Below are 19,040 nucleotides of genomic sequence, written 5' to 3'. Positions count from 1 at the left end.
TAGTCCCATTCAAAACTTTTAGCTTTCATTTCGCGCCCCATATATGGTCTGATTCTTAATATCCTGAAATCTTATTGGCAACCCTTTTACCGCCTTACCTATTATTTTGTTTTTAATCTTTGTAAAACTTCTGTCTTTACTTTATTATCCTTTCTCTTTTTACCCGCATATTGACATTTACGTACTTTTCACCTATTATCCCATTACATATTCTTTGTTATCTTTTCCCCTGATATTCCACAAAGTTATTCCGTCCGTCCAGATAACCGCTCAACCTGTTGCCACCGATATATACGTCATCCAGATATGATACATCATTCGGTCCATAAGACATACGGATAGAGGTCTGTGCGTAGTTATCCCAGCTCCAACGGAATTTATATTCAAATTCCTCTACATATCCGTTGGGATACTTCACCCGTATGTAGTCAATCCCTGTACGATCTAAAAAGAAGTCTAGTTCCTGACGGCAATAGTTACCATCTATATCCCAATAAGAACTCGCCCACGTGCGGCTGCATAAATCGACAGAACGATTGTAATAACCTCCGCTAATATTGTCATCATCATAAAAGCTGTCAATTTCTACTTCGCAAGAAGTAAAGCTTATCATCAATACGGCCATCAAAGCCAAGCCTAAGTATCTGAATGTGTTCGTTTTCATATTCCTTTATTTTTAATGGTTATTTATTATTATCTATCATTTATCTTTCGATATGACAAAAGTATAGAATGAAATTTCCCCATAAAACTGAAAATTCCTACTTGTCGAGAGGAAATCCCCTAAAGCTTCCGGAACTGATAAAATTCGTTTCAAGGAATTATGAAGTTCATTTCAAGGAATTCTTGTATCTTTGTCCCCCACTGACAACACATAAAATCATCTGTCGCATGAAGTCTATCAAATCGCATATCACCCAATTACTAAAGTCTCTCAACGAGGGAGTATTTGAAAAGGAACATACCATCGCACTTTCCCTGCTATCAGCTATGGCAGGTGAGAGCATCTTTCTGTTGGGTCCCCCGGGGGTAGCCAAGAGTCTGGTGGCTCGAAGGCTCAAGCTTGCTTTCAAGAATGCGGACGCTTTCGAGTATCTGATGTCCCGTTTCAGTACACCCGACGAAATATTCGGTCCAGTTTCCATATCCAAGTTGAAAGACGAAGATACATACGAACGCATCACAAAAGGGTATTTACCCACGGCTGCGATTGTTTTCCTGGATGAAATATGGAAAGCCGGGCCTGCCATTCAGAATTCACTTCTGACGGTTATCAATGAAAAGATATATCGCAACGGACAGTTCACGGTTCGTGTACCTCTGAAAGCCCTGATTGCCGCTTCCAACGAACTACCCGCCAAAGGTGAGGGACTGGAAGCTCTGTACGACCGTTTCCTGGTTCGCCAGTTTGTGGGATGCATCGAACAGGAATATGCTTTCGACCAGATGATTTCTTCCACGAAAGAGATGGAACCCGAAATTCCCGGGGAACTCCAGATAGATGATGAGTTATACTCTAAGATACAAGCTGAAAGTGAAAAAGTAGGAATCCATTATACAATCTTTGAACTGATTCATAATATCAAACGGGAAATAGAGCTGTATAACACAGGACGCGATGAAAACACCCCGCCCATCTATATATCCGACCGCCGCTGGAAGAAAATAGTAGGCCTGCTCCGCACTTCCGCCTATCTGAACGAGTCTGCGGGAATCCACTTCTCCGATTGTCTCTTGATGAGTGCCTGCCTGTGGGATGAAGTCTCCCAATTGCCCATTATCGAAGAAATGGTAGAGCAATCCATAACACGGGGTATCAATGCTTATCTGTTAGGCGAAAAAAGGCTGGAGCAGAAACTGGATAGCTTGAAAGAAAACATGAAATCCGAACATAGTTTGCGGGAACTCAGCGACCCGGGAATCCAGGTGGTAGATACATTTTATCATCGCATCGAGGGATATCATATTGCCGGAAACCTGCTTATATTTGCTTCGGACTACCAATCTCTGAAAAAAGACAGCAACCGGCTATTCTATATCCAGCAAGACAAGTTTCGCCCTGTCAACAAAATCCTGAAAGCCTACGACTTTGTAAAAAACAGGAACGTTGCACAAAAGAACATCTATTCTCTCCGAAAAGGAAGACGCTCTGTTTTTGTCAACAACCAAGAGTATCCGCTATTATGCTACGATAATTGCGACCCTCTGCCGGCACAGCAAGATGACAGTACTCCGTTCGAATTCACCTTGCAGGAAGTCATCGACCTGCTCCATCAGATGGAAGTAGAATATAAGACGATTTCAGAACGGGAGACTGCATACACGAAAGAACATCTTTTCCTGAGTCCGTCGCAGAAAAGCAAGATTAGACGGATTTTAGGAGAAACTGCACATATCATCGAAAACTACCGGAACGAGCTTCGCATCATCGCCCATGCCCATGAACAAGAGAACAGAGAGTATTAGGCTCAAACATCTGCAAGACATCTACTACGAGAAATTGCAGGGAATAGCCTACGACGTGTACGATGAACAACTGCACAACCTGATTATCCGCCCCGAAGAACTGGATGCGGATATTCATCAGTATTTTCGCCATACACAACCCTCTTTGCAGGATTTCTATTCCCGTTATGCATCGCAATGGGAATATTTCCACGAAATGGATGAAGCGTCCGATGCCAAGTTTCTTCAATTTATGAAGAACAGCGCTTATCCCTTTTCCATGAAATATCACCTGGTAGACCTGAACGTGAAATATTATCTCCAACGTTTTGCCGTTATCAGCCCCCGTTCCAAGGAATGGAAAGCTCTGCGTGCTCTCTTTTTCGACAAATGGCATACATTTCTCTCGAACAACGAGTTCAACTACCAGATGGAACATATCGGACAGCTCTGTGATGACTTTTACCGCCTTCAACTGTCACTTTCCAAAAATCTTCCGGTACGCGGCGGTTCACGCCTCGTCTGGCTGCTCCGTAACCACAAACAGATAGCGGAGCAAATCCTGGAATACGAAGAAACTATCAAACGGAATCCAGTAATCCGCGAATTGGTGGAGATATTGGGAAAGAAGCATCAAAGCAGCCGGAAACGTTTCAAAATGACTGCGGGCATTCATCGGGAGCAAATCGTATCCCATGCCACACGTAGTGATATTACAGGCATTTGTGAAGGAAACGATTTGAACAGCCTTCTCCCTCTGGAGTATTGCTATCTGGCAGAAAAAAGCCTGCAAACCGTATTCTTCGAACGTTTTATAGAGAAACGGCTTCAAGTTATCGATTACCAATCGCACGAAAAGCAAGATATCAATGACAAGAAAACGGCAGGAAATGAAGTCTCCGAAGAAGTCGAAGGTCCTTTCATCGTCTGCCTGGACACTTCCGGTTCTATGGCGGGAGAACGGGAAAGAATTGCGAAGTCAACCCTACTCGCCATTGCCGAACTGACGGAAGTGCAACATCGGAAATGCTATATCATCCTTTTCTCGGATGATATTGAATGTATTGAAATTACCGATTTGGGAAGTAACTTCGACCGTCTTGTCGATTTCCTGAGCCAGTCTTTTCATGGCGGCACAGATATGGAACCCGTCATCACTCATGCCTTGCGGAAAATCAGCGAGGAAGGATATATGGAAGCAGACATCATCACAGTGTCCGACTTTGAAATGCGTCCTGTCGATAATATGTTAGCCAAAAGCATAGAACGGGCGAAAGCCAAACAGACAAAGATGTATGCCATTTCCTTAGGTGGTAAAAGCGCTGAAGCCAGTTATCTGAAATTATGTGATAAATATTGGGAATATAGCATTCAGAGCGCCGAAAAACTTAATAAAAATAGAATTGAAGAATCAAATATTTAATCAATGTTATAAAACATGCGTTTTTCCTTGTTTTATTTGCTAATTTCACAGAAGTCCGTATATTTGCAATGTGTTTTTCATAGTATTAGATTTAAGGTTAACAAAAAAGATTGGCTGTCTGGGATAGATAGCCTTTTTTTATGCCCTTTCCTCTGCTCTTTTTTTCTGTATTCATCAGATTTACATAAAATCCCTTATTTATTAAAACTCAATAGAAACTGAATATAACATCAATATCCAATCAATTATAGTTCCTGATTTCACAAAGATACTGTTACTACCATAAGCGGATAGCGTTAATATGTTTCAACTTCCTTCCCTATCAACAAAAAAAATCAAAGACACCGAAAAAAAATTTCTCCCGTTTAACATTTGAAACATAGCAGGTTATCTCATTTCCCGAAAAAACGGTAAAAAAAATCTTGCTAAAAGATTTGCATAGTCAAAAACTTCCCCCTATCTTTGCACCGCATTTGAGAGAGAATGTGGGTTCAAGGAAGTTTGGGTGAGTGGCTGAAACCACCAGTTTGCTAAACTGACGTACTCGTAAGGGTACCGGGGGTTCGAATCCCCCAGCTTCCGCAAAATCTCAATATAAAAAAGAGCTAAGTTTTAGGACTTAGCTCTTTTTAAATCAATCAAACTCCGGTGGGTTCGTCTAACGGTTAGGACACATGCCTCTCACGCATGTAATACGAGTTCGATTCTCGTACCCACTACTATCTAATTATTAGCCCCTTACAAGTAGTAAGGGGCTTTTTTATTACCTTATATTTATTTCAAAGTATCGTTTTTAGGCGTTATAAATGGATATTTTCAAAAGAAAAATGCAAATTGTATGCAAATTGTAGTTCTGACTACATTCCCTCTTCTAATTTATATATCTCAAAGAAAGACTCCTTATCAATCCTTAGCCGAATTCTGTCTTCCCGCTTCTGTCCTGCCAGATTCACAAACAAGTTGAAATATAGCTGGCTGAAAGAAAGGTTGGAACGATTATATTCTATGTCGAATGTCCAGGTTCTACGGAAAGAGTCGAAATTGGCAAATGATTGCTCCCCGCCTTTACACATGAAGACTTCCGGGAAAGAGGTAGGCGGATACGGCTGAAACAAGCTCGCCAGTTGAGCATAAACAAAGTCAATCATCCATTCATCCCCTGACAAGGTTAATTCGCCTTTCAGGCGAAGCTTTACTGCATAAGCCGTGGTTACATCCGGCGAGGTATAGACAGGAACCTGGCTTTCTTCCGGATAGTTGCCATCCTTGTAGCCAAGGCTCATCGTCAATCCCGATTTACCGATTCCATTAAACCCGTTTGCTTCCTGACCAGCCAATTGATTTTTCAGATTCACCATAAATGTCAGTTTGCCGAGGGTAGGATTCCCCGGATATTGCGCTACTGTGTCCAGCACATAATCTTCAGCATTATAACTCCGGGCAACCAATTCACCCCTTCCATCTTCCAAAGCCGGACCGCCTTTCTCGACATTCACATTGCCTACCGGATAATATATAGCGTCATTATCCCTCGCACAGCTACAGAAACAAAGCAGTAACACTGCCAATCCTATTATCTTATTCATTCCGTTTTACATATTGATTTTAAAGGGCAAATATACATCTTTTTTGCACCACACTTGATTTATGTCAACCGTTTTTAGTATTTTTGCACACATCAAGACAGAAAAGACATGGATACACTATTAAGAGATACCGTAAATGCCGTTGTAAACTCCCGTTTTCCCGAGATGAGTATAGAAGGAAGGCGACAGATAGAAAGCATGCTGATTCGTGAAGAATTCCCTAAAGGCGCCATCGCGCTGAATGAAGGAGAAGTTGCCCACGAAATCGTATTTGTCGGCAAAGGAATGCTCAGGCAGTACTACTATAAGAATGGAAAAGACGTCACCGAACACTTCTCCTATGAAGGCTGCATCGTCATGTGCATCGAAAGCTTTCTGAAGCAAGTACCTACACGGCTGATAGTAGAAACTCTGGAACCTTCCATCATCTACCTGTTCCCCCGGGACATGATACAGAAACTGGCAAGAGAGAACTGGGAAATCAACATGTTCTATCAGAAAATATTGGAATACTCCCTCATCGTATCACAGGTAAAAGCAGACTCCTGGCGTTTTGAATCCGCCCGCGAACGCTACAACCTCTTGCTAGAAACCCATCCCGAAATCATCAAACGGGCTCCATTGGCGCACATAGCCTCCTACCTGCTGATGACGCCCGAAACATTAAGCCGCGTACGTTCCGGCGTTTTATAAAGACATTCCCATCTGCGATAACGGAATTTCCCGTTATCGACTTTTCCTGTTATCAAAACTTTCTGTTATCGGCTTTTCCTATATTCCTTGGGAGACATGCCCGTATAATGTTTGAAATACTTCCCGAAGAAAGACTGGTTCGCAAAATTCAACCGGTCGGCAATCTCCTGTATATTCATACTTGAAGAATTCAACAGCGCTTTCGCTTCCAGAATAACAAATTCGTCAATCCACTCTCCTACTGTTTTTCCACTAATCTCTTTCACCACGCCCGATAAATGCTTGGGCGTCAGACAAAGCTGGTCCGCATAAAACTTCACACTACGCTCAGACTGATAAGACTCAACCAACGATTCATAAAAACGCTCGAAGATATACTCTTTCCTACTTTTAGTTTTAGGCGCGGCGGCAGCCACAGGAGCATGATTATTAAAGATATTGCACAGTTCGAAGAAAAAGCCCTGCATCAGTCCCATCACAGCTTCCCTGCGGTATGTCCCCTCTTTGTCCCTCAACCGCTTCCTCATAAACACATGATATTCCTTAACCACTTCCTGTTCATGCGGAGTAAGATTGAAACACGGGTAATCCTTCAGATAGAAAAACAATGAAAGCATACTCCCCACTTTAGGCAACGTCTCCAATACATTCTTCGACACGGCAAAGAATATACCTTTATAGTCAGGACTGAAATACCGGTGTTCTATAATCTGATTCGGCAACGCCACCACCATCACCCCCGGCGACAGTTGAAACTCACGTAAACTGATATTAAAAGCCCCCTCACCTTCCAGACAAAGCCCTATCGTCAACACTTCCATCTTGCTGGGGCCATTGTACAAGGAAATAACGCTCTCCGTATCGAAGAGCGCTATATCATTATCGACAACATCTATCTTGTTGAAATCTATATGCTTAGAATGAACTACCGAAGAAATACCAATCTTCGGAACACTTTGAATATCCATGTTCTCTCTCTTTTTTCCGACAAATATACCAGCAATAAATCAGAAATACAAGCCAAGACAGGATATTACAAGACAAAATGAACATTTTTTGCTACTTATTGACCACCCCGAACAAATACTCGGAATCACGCCTGGCAGCAGGCACTGTCCACTCTTCCGGAACGAATTTCCACTGATTCAACGCTTTCGGGTCCATCACTCCCTTCTTCTCGATGTAATTCATCAGATAGAAACGAAGGTCCTTATCCGTAGAAAAAATGATCCGGTCTTTCAACTTCTCCTGAGGAATCCCCGACCCTTTCGTCAACAACTCTCCGCCACCGTTACCCCGGTAAGAGTTCAGTGCTACCTTGTAAATCTTATCCAAATGGAAAGGAGAGCCATCCGCCATACTGACAATCGTCACCTTCTTCCCTTGCGGTTTCGTGACATCTACCGTATAAACAATACCCGAAGCCGAATCGAAATTGAAGCTGAAATTCTGGAAAGAAGCCCTGTCCTCTGCACCCTCACGACGTTTCTCCTTGAACCAGAGTAAATGGTCGTCCGGCGACTTCATCCGGTTAGTCCACATATAATACGACATTTCCAGAAAATCCTTGATTTCTTTTCCCGACAATGTCATCACATACAACATATTCTCATACTTATATAAGTTGAACATATCGCTGACGTACACATCCCCCTTCTTTATCTCCGAGTCGAACGAAAGCGGGGCGGCAAAGGAAATCTCAGCCCCCGTAATGTCAAGCTGCAACGTATGAATCAAGTCGATAAAAGCAGAAGGGCCGAAGAAAGAAGGATGCGTAGAAATATCCTCGGTAAACGTGCCAATCTTCTTGGAGACGAACTTCTGCACCGCCTCATATTGCGGAGCGAAACGCTTCATAAAGTCCTCGCTGACACCATAATCCTTCGTAGCCGTCAGTACTCCCTGAATATCCTTACCCACTACCTTGCCGTCTTTCATTCTGACAGTGACATCAACATTGGACAAAACAACCCCATTGCTTGCCGGGTCGATAACCAATACCGAATCTCCGACAACATTCACCACTTTCTTACATTCACGGGCATGGTCGTGTCCCATCAACACCATATCAAAACCCGGTACATTCTTCGCTACATTCAAAGATGCATTCTCATTATATTTTCCCGACATCTTGAACGCTTCCTGTCCCGCATGGAACAGTCCGATTACCAAGTCCGGTTTTTCCGTTTCACGGATAATCTTCATCCACTTGCGTGCCGTCTCTTCCATATCGTCGAAACGCAAACCCTTCCACAGATTTTCAGAAAGCCATGCCGGGATAGCGGGCGTAATCATGCCAAGAACGACAATCTTCACACCGTCACGTTCCAGCACCTTATAAGGCGGAAGATGCGTCTTTCCCGTAGAAGTATCTATGATATTGGCGCCCAGCACAGGAAAGTCACAAGTACCAATCCAACGGTCGAATACCGCGCGTCCCGTTTCCACATCATGGTTACCCATGTTGCCGGCATCATATTTCATATAATTCATCATTTCCGCGCAAAGATGCGGAGACACGGTATCAATGTAATTATAATAATAAGCGGTAGGCTGCCCTTGCAGAATATCCCCGTTGTCCAACAATATCAAGTTGTCCTTATACTGCTGCCGTTCTTTCTGCACAAACGAGTAGATGCGCGCCAGACTGCCTTTCCACTCCTGGCGGGTAATAAAATTGTAAGGATAATAATTGCCGTGCACGTCGCTTGTTTGTACAATCTTCAGCTTTACTACTTTCTCCTGCGCTGCCACCGACAGCACAAGGCATAAAAGCCAGAAATAAATCAATGTAATCCGTTTCATTCTTTTTCTATTTTTAGCGGATGCGAGAATACGAAGCGAGCCCCACCGGTATAGTCGGAATCAATCCATATAGCACCCTTCCATTTATACACAATCAATTTGCAGATAGACAATCCCAGTCCTGTTCCCTGGGCATACTCGTTCAGCTTTTCAAAACGTTCGAACACAAGTCCTTGCTTCTCTTTCGGGATGCCGCATCCTGTGTCCGTCACTGAGAAGACAGCCATTTGCTTCTCCTCATCTATCGAAAAGTCCAAGGTAATCTTTCCTTTTTTCGTAAACTTATCAGCATTAGACAAGAGATTGATAATCACCTGCTGCATACGCTGCACATCCGTCACCATGCGGTAAGTCTCAAAACTCGAAGTAAACAAGAACTGGTTGTCCGACGACTGCCGCGAGAAACTGACCGAAGCGACAACCTGCCTGCATAACTGCACCACGTCGCACTCTTCCCAAGTCAAAGTCACCCGGTTGGCTTCCAGGCGCGAAAGGTCGAGAATATCATTAATCAGTCGAAGCAACAAGTCCGAGTTCGTTTTGATAATCTGATAATAAGTCTGCTGCTCCTCTTCCGTACTGCCGCCCACGGCAAGCACATCCGAGAATCCGACAATCGAATTCAACGGAGTCCGTATCTCATGACTCATATTAGCCAGGAAAGCACTTTTCAGGCGATTGGATTCTTCCGCCCTGTCCTTCGCCACGCGCAAATCCTTGTCCGACTTCAACAGTTCATCTTTCAGACGCTTGGTACGGAAATAAAAGAAAAGAGAAATGAACAGTCCCAACGTCACTATCACAAACAGCGCACACGCCGACCATATCTGATACGTATATTGCTGATAAAACGAAACCGGCTGATTGACAAGCTGCACATCAAAAGGCAACACTTTCGGATTCAGCCCCCACTCTTTCGCCTTCCGGCTATCGAGCACCGCCTTACAACCGATAATCTCCAGATGTTTCTCCACATCATCGCCCGCTTGACTATCCAGACGGATGGATTCTATAGCCATTTCTCCGCCCACCTTCCGATAATCCGGCAGCACGCCGCCGATAGCCCAATATCCCAAACTCACCGACGAAGGCGTAAAAGCCGGGATAGTAGAAGTCACTTCCATCATCGCGTACGTGGCATTCCTCATGAAATATCCCTCGTTCATATCCACCCGCCAGGTTCCCACCATAATCACCGTATTTTCCGGCAGATGCCTCAGTTCCTCGACAATAGTGTAAATCGTATGCTTCCGCCCGTCCATCAGAATCAAGTCCAAATCGGGAAATTTCTTCATCTCCTTCCGCACTAACGCCTGCATGGTCACCCCGCCGTAGGTATTGTCCGAGATAAAAGCAATATGCTCCGTCTTCGGATAAAACGCCTGAATCATGCGGATATTATCTTCTATATTATAATGGTTGATAAAGCCCGATTTCAATTCGGGGATATTCAGATGGTCATCAAAGATATCGACCGATTCGGGCATCCAGCTATCGAGGTTCGCCATCGTATCCTTCGGCAATATCACTACATTGCTGCTGACCAGGCTGCATATCACAGGCACTTTCACCTGCATCGAATCCCTCTGCGACAAATAAGCCGCCCATGCTTCCTGCCCTAGCAGAATAATCTGAGCCGGATGGTTCTCCCCCTTATATTTAGAAAGAATCTGCGTCATCATATCGCTCCACAAAGGAGACTCGGAGAAACTTTTGCAGTTCATGTTCTCGATGATAATATCTCGCTTCCCGTCCAACTTTTTATACTCTTCCATATAATCGGAAATCGTTACCGAAGTCTGGTGCGCAGCCGGATTATAAGAACAGATAATCAGAATCGGATTCTTATCTTTAGGGGCAGCAAAAGCTTCCATTGACTGTAGAAGCCAAATGAAGAAGATATAAAGATATCCGGAATATCTTGGCATAATCATGCAGTTTTGATGTGTCAATTCATTTATTTAAGCCGCAAATATAATAAAACTTGTCGGGTTTATGAGATTTATATGTATTTTTGTCGCTCATTCATTTTCAAAAAACTGTTTATGGAATTATTTCACAAAATGATTTCCGGACTGCTGGGAATACCGGAAAGACAAATAAGCAGCACACTCCGCCTTTTGGGTGAAGGTGCTACGATTCCTTTTATCAGCCGCTACCGTAAAGAAGTTACGGGCGGGCTGGATGAAGTCCAGATAGAGCAAATCAAGGAGCAACACGATAAGTTGTGCGACATAGCCAAACGGAAAGAGACGATTCTCAGCACCATCACCGAACAGGGAAAGCTGACCGCCGAGCTGGAAAAACGTATCAACGACACCTGGAACCCGACGGAACTGGAAGACATCTATCTCCCCTACAAGCCCAAACGGAAGACACGTGCCGAAGCAGCCCGCCAGAAAGGACTGGAACCGCTTGCCACTATCTTGATGTTACAAAGAGAAAACAACCTCGACGCCCGTGCCGCATCCTTCGTGAAAGGTGAAGTGAAAGACGTGGAAGACGCCCTGAAAGGAGCCCGTGACATCATCGCCGAACAAGTGAACGAAGACGAACGTGCCCGTAATGCCGTACGTAACCAATTCGCCCGCCAGGCTGAAATCAGCGCCAAAGTAGTGAAAGGCAAAGAGGAAGAAGCCGCCAAGTACCGTGATTACTTCGACTTCTCCGAACCGCTGAAACGCTGCACTTCCCACCGCCTGCTAGCCATCCGCCGGGCAGAATCGGAAGGACTGCTGAAAGTCTCCATCACCCCGGACGACGAAGCATGCATCGAACGCCTGGAACGCCAGTTCGTACGCGGCAACAACGAATGTAGCCGACAAGTGAACGAAGCCACCATCGACGCTTACAAACGCCTGCTCAAACCTTCCATCGAAACGGAATTTGCCGCCCAATCGAAAGAGAAGGCGGACGATGAAGCCATCCGCGTATTTGCCGAAAACCTTCGCCAGTTACTTCTCGCGGCTCCATTGGGGCAGAAACGGGTGCTCGCCATCGACCCCGGATTCCGTACCGGATGCAAGGTCGTCTGTCTCGACGCACAAGGAAATCTGCTGCACAACGAAAATATCTACCCGCATCCGCCGGTCAACAAAACCAGTGAGGCGGCAGCAAAACTCCGTAAGATGGTCGAAGCCTATCAGATAGAAGCTATCTCTATCGGCAACGGAACGGCAAGCCGTGAAACGGAAGACTTCATCAGCCGCCAAAGTTTCGACCGCCAGATTCCCGTATTTGTAGTCAGCGAGCAGGGAGCTTCCATCTATTCGGCTTCCAAAATTGCTCGCGACGAATTTCCCGAATATGATGTGACAGTCAGAGGAGCCGTTTCCATCGGACGCCGGCTGATGGACCCGTTGGCGGAATTAGTCAAGATAGACCCTAAATCCATCGGAGTCGGTCAGTACCAGCATGACGTAGACCAGGCGAAACTGAAGAAAGCGCTCGACCAGACCGTAGAAAACTGCGTGAACCTCGTCGGAGTCAACCTGAACACGGCAAGCAGCCATCTGCTGACCTATATTTCCGGTTTAGGCCCGCAACTGGCGCAAAACATCGTCAACTACCGGGCAGAGAACGGCGCCTTCGGCTCACGCAAAGAACTGATGAAAGTCCCGCGTATGGGCGCGAAAGCCTTCGAGCAATGTGCAGGATTCCTACGTATCCCCGGAGCAAAGAACCCGCTGGACAACACAGCCGTGCATCCCGAAAGCTACCACATCGTAGAGCAGATGGCAAAAGACCTGAAATGTACCGTCGACGAACTGATAGCCGGCAAGGAACTTCGCCAGAAGATTAACATCTCCGACTATATCACTCCCACCGTCGGTCTGCCTACCTTACAGGATATTCTGCAAGAGCTTGACAAACCGGGGCGTGACCCGCGTAAAGCTATCAAGGTATTCGAATTTGACAAGAACGTGCGCACCATAACCGATTTGCGCGAAGGCATGATTCTTCCGGGCATTATCGGCAATATCACCAATTTCGGTGCTTTCGTCGATATAGGAATCAAGGAGAACGGACTCGTGCATCTCTCCCAACTAGCCGAACGTTTCATCTCCGACCCGACGGAAGTCGTATCCATCCATCAGCAAGTCATGGTGAGAGTGATGAACGTAGATACCGACCGGAAACGGATTCAACTCAGCATGATTGGGGTACCGCAAGACTGATTGCCTCTCTCTTCTCTCCCCACCAGACTATCAGAATCGTAAATACTATCATAAGTACTGTGCAAATGAGCGAGCCTTCAAAACCGAAGGCTCCGCCATTCAGCACATTTTCTTCGGGCATATGCAATTTCAGCATCGTAGACATGAAATTGTTTCCGCTCACCTGGTAGCCCAGAATCGGGCCTTGTATCCAGTTCCAGAAAAGATGCAACGAGATGGGGAAACAAAGATTCCGGGTATATAAATAGGAAGCTCCCAGCAACATGCCTGCCAGCACAAGATTTATCATCGGCAGGAAGTCTATCTCCGGATTAAAGATATGCAGGAATGCGAATAACGCCGCCGAAATGAACAGTGACAGGAATTTATTTAAACGGGTATGCAGCAGATGTCCGAGAATATACCCGCGCATCAGAATCTCTTCAAACAGCGCGACTAACAGAAAAAACAGCAACGCCCCCAGTAAATCCAACGGCTTGAACTGAAAACCGGTCACTTCCACTTCTCCCATAACCAGGGACAACCCGAAGCCTACCAGATACAGCAAAACAGCCATCAGAAAACCATACCACAACCCTTTGGCATGCCCCTTGACGGACAATCCCAAATCGGAGAACGGACGCCGCTCCAACCGGAGCATAATGACAGCAGCAGTAAGAACAGCCAGCAGCATACTGCCTTCGAGCAGAATATACCCCACCATCCCCGGATGACGTGCTTCCACACCAAGAACCAATGACAAGAACCCGCGAGCTAATGTACCATACAATCCCATAAATACAAAAAACACCACAATGAACAGTGGGATGCACGCCCATACGGGGAGTCTTTTAGGCTCTTTTTTCTCTACAATGTTGTCTGCCGTCATTTTTACAATTTGTTAATCCGGCTACAAAATTAGATATAAAACATAAAAAAACATCATGTAATCTCTATTTTTCCTATATTTGTCAGAACAAATCCGCAAAATTATGAAAATTAAACTACTATTGATAAGCTTCTTATTGGCTGCCAACTCATTAGGAGTCACAGCCCAGGTAAGTAAAACGTATTATGTAAGCAAACCGGGAACACTGATTTCCATGATGACGGAAGACGAAGCCAACGCCGTCACCCACCTCACCCTTACGGGAAAACTGAATGCCGAAGATTTCAGACACCTGCGTGATGAGTTCGATAACCTGAAAGTGCTGGATATTTCGAATGCCGAAATAAAAATGTACAGCGGGAAATCGGGAACCTATCCCAACGGCAAGTTCTACATTTATATGCCGAACTTTATCCCTGCCTATGCTTTCTCCAGTGTAGTGGACGGAGTGACCAAAGGCAAACAAACTTTAGAAAAAGTAATCCTCTCCGAAAAGACCAAGAATATCGAAGACGCCGCTTTCAAAGGCTGCGAGAATCTGAAAATCTGCCAGATTCGCAAAAAGACAGCTCCCAACCTGTTGCCGGAAGCATTGGCAGACAGCGTTACCGCTATCTTCGTCCCTCTGGGCAGCAGCGACGCTTACCGCTACAAGGACAGATGGCAGAACTTTGCTTTCATCGAAGGCGAACCGGTAGAAGCTACTTTGCAGGTAGGACTTATGGGCAAACTGGAAGAAGAGATTCTGAAAGCAGGACTGCAACCCCGCGACATCAACTTCCTGACTGTTGAAGGTAAACTGGACAATGCCGATTTCAAACTTATCCGCGATTATATGCCTAATTTGGTATCAGTCGATATTTCCAAGACAAATGCAACAGCTATCCCCGATTTTACTTTCGCGCAGAAGAAGTATCTATTGAATATGAAATTACCGCATAATCTGAAATCTATCGGGCAGCGTGTGTTCAGCAATTGCGGTCGCCTTTGCGGTACATTGGAGCTGCCGGCCAGTGTGACGGCTATCGAGTTCGGTGCGTTTATGGGATGCGATAATCTGCGTTACGTGTTGGCTACGGGAGATAAGATTACAACGCTGGGCGATAGTTTGTTTGGAGACGGTGTGCCGAGCAAGTTGGTTTATAAGAAATAAGAAGAAAAAGAATTGCCCTGATATAAACTCGTTATTAATGAGTTTATATCAGGGGAATTCAAGATAAGGCACATTCATTTACCAATCTCTAAAAATAAGACATCACAATTACATCGAACCTCTTTTATTTTCTGATAGAGTTCTTCTTTTAATTGAATCAAGTTTATTTTCATCAGACAAATCCCAATACCACCACTTGTCAGGATTGTTTTTTTCTTTCTGAAAACGCCTGTTATATCCTATTTTAAATAAATTCAGAAATAAGACCAGTGCCTTTTCTAATTCATAATCAGGAAGTTCTATGATTTTTCTTAAATTATGATATTTTGTACCGCCTTTTTTCAAAAGTACACAAGGGGTAAAAGTCTCCCTTAGATGACTATTTTCTATTGCTCGTGAAATATCCGAATCTTCAGATTTAGATTGAATAATAAGAGATACCAAATGATTTAAATACATTTTCCTGTCATCTGGTTCTAATATCTTATTATAATCTTCTACCAATGTTTCAATCGGCACAAGGTTCTGACCATATTGGTTGATTAATAGTTCTTGTTCCAAAGTCATAATAACATTTTTTAGACGCTATAATTTATATATGTATTTGTTATCCTCAGCGCACACATATAGTATATCATCTTGGATATTAAAGTTTTCAATTAAATCTGTCTTCATATCTTGAATAATTTTCCCATTAGGATCAATTGTTCTAATATAAGTTTCTTCTAAAATAAGTATTTTATCATCATCTATTTGATAAATGCCAATCAATGGACTTGTTAGGTCTATTTCCTCTATAACTTTACATTCCTTATTATCAATAAAATATACGAAAGAATCAAAACTTACAATTACAATATTCTTATTTATCCAAAAACATATACTTATATTTTCTTTAGTGAAGTCACTGCTAAATGATAATGTAAGCTCTTTTTCTTGCGTAATTGAATTGTAAAACACATAACAATAATACAGTTCTTCATACGTGTTTTCTAGTACTAATTGTTTCTGGTTATTTATATTATCTAAAAACAATGCTTGTTCCTGATATGAGCCAAAACAATATTCTTTTACGTATATGTTTTTTATAATTGTCTTCATATTACTTACAAATAGTTTATAGCTATCAATGTTATTTTCCTATATATTTAGAATTATCTTGATATAAATCAATCCTTAATCAACTTGTATCAGGGTAAGATAATCTTCATGAATTACTTGAAATTTTACTTCCTTCGTCTCCATGAACGGTAATATATGCAATGCTTCTTGTCTATAATCACAGTATCCGACAAATTTAATGAATTATATTCGATTTACCCAATACCCTAACATGAGAATGATTATGTTCTATGTTAGGGTAATTATTATTTGTTATCGCAAAAACATATAAGATGAGATTGCCAACGATATGCAAATTGAAGAAAATGCTTGAATACGCATATCAGTAACTAAAAAAGGCGGGAAGTAGCACGCGTACTTCCCGCCGAAATGCAGGTTACAGATTCATCGCATTACCACCCACAACGCCCAACACTGCCGAAGCCACTGCGATAACTACTTTCAGGATCATGTCCCAAAGGGATTTCTTGACTGCCATAACTTTACACACCTCCTTTCTGATACTTTAAAAGATTAGTTACTCTTTTTCTTAGTCACTCTTGTTCCTGAAAACTCGTCTTTCACCTCAAAGCACGGGCACGCCTTGATCCATTCTTCCGGTTCTATTTCCCCGTTTCCGTTGCGGTCGGGCGAGAGGTCGCGATGGCCGCACACGCGGCAGCCGGGGAATTTCTCAAGCAGCAGATTCACCAGTTGCCACAGCGAAGACCATTGAGCCGGTGTCCGCGTGTCCGCCGGGCATCCCCGGCAGTTCAGACCACCTTCGTAGCAGATGCCTATCGACTGAGCGTTGAAACCTCGGGCGTGTGCCCCGATACGGTCAATCGGACGGGTGAGGTGAACTGTGCCATCCTTGCGGATGTAGTAGTGATAGCCCGTGCCGTTGAATCCGCGGCGGCGGTGCATCGTTTCCAAGTCATCCGGGGTGAGCGAACGGTCTTCGCGTGTGGCGGAACAATGGATCACGATTAAGTCAATCTTTCTCATGGTGTAGCTGATATTTCAATTGCTGATTGCTGATTACTGATTGCCGGTTGTTGATTGTTGATTGCCGGTTGCCAGTTGTTGATTGCCGGTTGCCGATTGTTGATTGTCGGTTACCGATAGCTTATGCTGCCGGATCCGGAGTTTCTCCACCGCCGTCATCGGGGTCAGGTGTTTCGCCGCCACCGTCCGGAGTTCCGCCGCCCTCGTTTTTCGTTTTGGGCGCATCGAGATCCAGAAACTCGATTTTTTCTCCGGCACGGGTAGATGTCAGGTTGGGACGGACACTGCTCGAAGGACGGAAGTTGATATTCACAGCCTTGATGTTTTTCATCGTGCACTTGTCCTTCGTGTCCACTCCCAGCGTGGTGGCGGAAAGGCTGAATACACCGAAGTCACGGATATTGACGGATTTGCCGTCGAACAGTGCCGCACGCATCGCTTCTACGAGATTGGTCAGCACACTCTGGATATCGCCCAGCGACAAGGAACTTTTGTCCTTCATGGTGTAAGCGAGTTTATCCAGGTCTACACTCTGTCCCTGCGTCACAAGTTGCGGGTGAAACTTCACCACCCCGTCAACCTTTCTCGGGTCTTTACGACCCATTCTTTTAAATGGTATTGCCATGATAATTTTTTTAAATTAAAAATTGAGAATTAAAAATTAAAAAATAAATGTTACAGATTGCGGTTGCCGCAATGGGTATCGGGAGAGGTGAACGAGCTCTGTTTCTTTCTCTTTCGATACCTCAAAGGTACTATATCACAGTGGGATGAGATGACGTACTTTGTCTCCGTTTGTCTTACTTTGATTCAGTTTCATTTAGAGTGTATTTACTTTAATTCGGATTGATTTTATTTTACTTATACAGTTGGCTTTCCGGGGGATTTTTCGTATATTTGGAATACGATAAAATCAATTTTCCGAAGACATGAAAGCAGAAAAGGAAGAGGCGGCGGAAGAGCCGTTTGTCATACGACCGTATTTGAAGTCGGAGCTGGCACATCTATACAATCCTTATGTACCGTTGGTGTATGCCATGCGGAAAATGAGGGAGTGGATCAGAAATAACAAGGAATTGTATGACGCAATGTATAGCGGCGGCGAAGGTAAGAATGACCACGCTTACAGCGCAAGGCAGGTGAGGCTCATCGTGAAGTATCTGGATGAGCCGTGAATCTTTTTATAGTGGATTTCGATGGGCCATAATGAAAAAAAATCGACTATAATGAAATTCAGATTAGCTATAATGAAATCCGGATTAGCTATAATGATAATCAGATATGCTATAATGAAAAAAAGATTTGCTATAATGAAACCGGGATTAGCGATAGAAGAAAATAAAAGCGGCTATAATGGAATTCCGTTCAACACATAACGTGTTGAGGACAGGCAGGCTGTGGGGGCCTTATAAAGTGATAGGGAACTTCTTATAAAGCACTGGGGGATTCTTATAAAATGCTGTGGAGTTCCTTATAAGTAATGTACGCGAGCGCGGGCGCGATAGATTACTTTATTTATAAAGAAAAAAGCGTGTATTCGAGGGTGAGGTGCTCACCCTCGAATACACGCTTTTTCCATCAAATAAAATATATAAGAGAATAAACAGGATAAGTAAATGAAAGAAACAAGATAAAACGTACCTTTGCGTCTTTTTAAAACTACATTTTTTAACATCGGACAAAAAACACTTAAAATCATGAGAAAAAAGACATTTTTTCCGAAGGCTTCGTTTACCAAAACAAGCAGGCTGTAACGCTCGAAAAAGGAGAGTTCCCCAAA

General features: G+C 43.9%; 17 protein-coding genes and 2 tRNA genes. 8 read left to right on the top strand and 11 right to left on the bottom strand.

Annotated elements, in window-relative coordinates:
- Positions 1 to 217: 217 nt before the first annotated feature.
- Positions 218 to 664, bottom strand: coding sequence for a hypothetical protein (locus BacF7301_RS16620; RefSeq protein WP_167964519.1), 447 nt, complete (start codon positions 662 to 664; stop codon positions 218 to 220).
- A gap of 227 nt (positions 665 to 891) precedes the next feature.
- Here BacF7301_RS16620 and BacF7301_RS16615 point away from each other — a divergent pair, with 227 nt between their 5' ends.
- The 4 genes from BacF7301_RS16615 (at position 892) to BacF7301_RS16600 (ending at position 4,587) form a co-directional block, all read left to right on the top strand.
- Positions 892 to 2,466, top strand: coding sequence for an AAA family ATPase (locus BacF7301_RS16615; protein WP_167964517.1), 1,575 nt, complete (start codon positions 892 to 894; stop codon positions 2,464 to 2,466).
- Positions 2,441 to 3,868 (top strand): VWA domain-containing protein, encoded by a 1,428-nt coding sequence (locus BacF7301_RS16610; RefSeq protein ID WP_209319455.1) that lies wholly within the window; start codon positions 2,441 to 2,443, stop codon positions 3,866 to 3,868. The genes BacF7301_RS16615 and BacF7301_RS16610 overlap by 26 nt, the downstream gene beginning before the upstream one ends.
- A 495-nt stretch (positions 3,869 to 4,363) precedes the next feature.
- Positions 4,364 to 4,450 (top strand) — tRNA-Ser (locus tag BacF7301_RS16605).
- 65 nt (positions 4,451 to 4,515) lie between these two features.
- Positions 4,516 to 4,587: transfer RNA gene (locus tag BacF7301_RS16600), tRNA-Glu, on the top strand.
- A 138-nt stretch (positions 4,588 to 4,725) separates the two neighbouring features.
- Here the strand turns inward: BacF7301_RS16600 and BacF7301_RS16595 are convergent.
- Positions 4,726 to 5,454: a DUF3845 domain-containing protein gene (locus BacF7301_RS16595; RefSeq protein ID WP_167964513.1), complete on the bottom strand. Its 729-nt coding sequence runs from the start codon at positions 5,452 to 5,454 to the stop codon at positions 4,726 to 4,728.
- A 108-nt stretch (positions 5,455 to 5,562) separates the two neighbouring features.
- Between BacF7301_RS16595 and BacF7301_RS16590 the strand changes: the two genes are divergently transcribed.
- Positions 5,563 to 6,147, top strand: a complete 585-nt coding sequence (locus BacF7301_RS16590; RefSeq protein ID WP_167964511.1) for a Crp/Fnr family transcriptional regulator — start codon at positions 5,563 to 5,565, stop codon at positions 6,145 to 6,147.
- 65 nt (positions 6,148 to 6,212) lie between these two features.
- On the opposite strand, the gene BacF7301_RS16585 is transcribed toward BacF7301_RS16590, so the two are convergent.
- The 3 genes from BacF7301_RS16585 to BacF7301_RS16575 form a co-directional block, all read right to left on the bottom strand.
- Positions 6,213 to 7,115 carry a helix-turn-helix domain-containing protein gene (locus tag BacF7301_RS16585; protein ID WP_167964509.1) on the bottom strand — a complete coding sequence of 301 codons (903 nt, stop codon included), beginning with the start codon at positions 7,113 to 7,115 and terminating at the stop codon, positions 6,213 to 6,215.
- Positions 7,116 to 7,206: 91 nt separating this feature from the next.
- Positions 7,207 to 8,952, bottom strand: a complete 1,746-nt coding sequence (locus tag BacF7301_RS16580) for a bifunctional metallophosphatase/5'-nucleotidase (protein WP_167964508.1) — start codon at positions 8,950 to 8,952, stop codon at positions 7,207 to 7,209.
- Positions 8,949 to 10,880 (bottom strand): sensor histidine kinase, encoded by a 1,932-nt coding sequence (locus tag BacF7301_RS16575; RefSeq protein WP_167964507.1) that lies wholly within the window; start codon positions 10,878 to 10,880, stop codon positions 8,949 to 8,951. The genes BacF7301_RS16580 and BacF7301_RS16575 overlap by 4 nt, the downstream gene beginning before the upstream one ends.
- 117 nt (positions 10,881 to 10,997) lie before the next feature.
- Here BacF7301_RS16575 and BacF7301_RS16570 point away from each other — a divergent pair, with 117 nt between their 5' ends.
- The gene (locus BacF7301_RS16570) at positions 10,998 to 13,130 is read left to right on the top strand and encodes a Tex family protein (RefSeq protein ID WP_167964506.1); all 2,133 of its coding nucleotides are present in this window, start codon (positions 10,998 to 11,000) and stop codon (positions 13,128 to 13,130) included.
- Here BacF7301_RS16570 and BacF7301_RS16565 read toward each other — a convergent pair.
- Positions 13,102 to 13,998 (bottom strand): CPBP family intramembrane glutamic endopeptidase, encoded by an 897-nt coding sequence (locus BacF7301_RS16565; RefSeq protein WP_167964505.1) that lies wholly within the window; start codon positions 13,996 to 13,998, stop codon positions 13,102 to 13,104. The genes BacF7301_RS16570 and BacF7301_RS16565 overlap by 29 nt on opposite strands.
- Before the next feature lie 103 nt (positions 13,999 to 14,101).
- Here BacF7301_RS16565 and BacF7301_RS16560 point away from each other — a divergent pair, with 103 nt between their 5' ends.
- On the top strand, positions 14,102 to 15,151 hold the full coding sequence (locus BacF7301_RS16560; protein ID WP_167964504.1) for a leucine-rich repeat domain-containing protein: 1,050 nt from the start codon (positions 14,102 to 14,104) through the stop codon (positions 15,149 to 15,151).
- Positions 15,152 to 15,259: 108 nt separating this feature from the next.
- On the opposite strand, the gene BacF7301_RS16555 is transcribed toward BacF7301_RS16560, so the two are convergent.
- From BacF7301_RS16555 to BacF7301_RS16535, 5 genes are all read right to left on the bottom strand, one after another.
- A complete protein-coding gene (locus BacF7301_RS16555) occupies positions 15,260 to 15,718 on the bottom strand; it encodes a DUF5958 family protein (RefSeq protein ID WP_167964503.1) in 459 nt (152 codons plus the stop codon).
- Between the two features lie 18 nt (positions 15,719 to 15,736).
- Complete coding sequence (locus BacF7301_RS16550; RefSeq protein ID WP_167964502.1) at positions 15,737 to 16,252, bottom strand: hypothetical protein; 516 nt, start codon at positions 16,250 to 16,252, stop codon at positions 15,737 to 15,739.
- 397 nt (positions 16,253 to 16,649) lie between these two features.
- Positions 16,650 to 16,751 (bottom strand): smalltalk protein, encoded by a 102-nt coding sequence (locus tag BacF7301_RS16545; protein ID WP_159102168.1) that lies wholly within the window; start codon positions 16,749 to 16,751, stop codon positions 16,650 to 16,652.
- A 35-nt stretch (positions 16,752 to 16,786) separates the two neighbouring features.
- Positions 16,787 to 17,260: an N-acetylmuramoyl-L-alanine amidase gene (locus BacF7301_RS16540; protein WP_167964500.1), complete on the bottom strand. Its 474-nt coding sequence runs from the start codon at positions 17,258 to 17,260 to the stop codon at positions 16,787 to 16,789.
- Positions 17,261 to 17,381: 121 nt separating this feature from the next.
- Positions 17,382 to 17,885 carry an HU family DNA-binding protein gene (locus BacF7301_RS16535; protein ID WP_167964498.1) on the bottom strand — a complete coding sequence of 168 codons (504 nt, stop codon included), beginning with the start codon at positions 17,883 to 17,885 and terminating at the stop codon, positions 17,382 to 17,384.
- Between the two features lie 304 nt (positions 17,886 to 18,189).
- Between BacF7301_RS16535 and BacF7301_RS16530 the strand changes: the two genes are divergently transcribed.
- Complete coding sequence (locus BacF7301_RS16530; RefSeq protein WP_167964496.1) at positions 18,190 to 18,435, top strand: DUF4248 domain-containing protein; 246 nt, start codon at positions 18,190 to 18,192, stop codon at positions 18,433 to 18,435.
- Positions 18,436 to 19,040 lie beyond the last annotated feature (605 nt).

It is taken from the genome of Bacteroides faecium, assembly GCF_012113595.1.
Classification (GTDB): Bacteria; Bacteroidota; Bacteroidia; order Bacteroidales; family Bacteroidaceae; genus Bacteroides; species Bacteroides faecium.
This window is presented reverse-complemented; position numbering and strand designations above follow the sequence as displayed.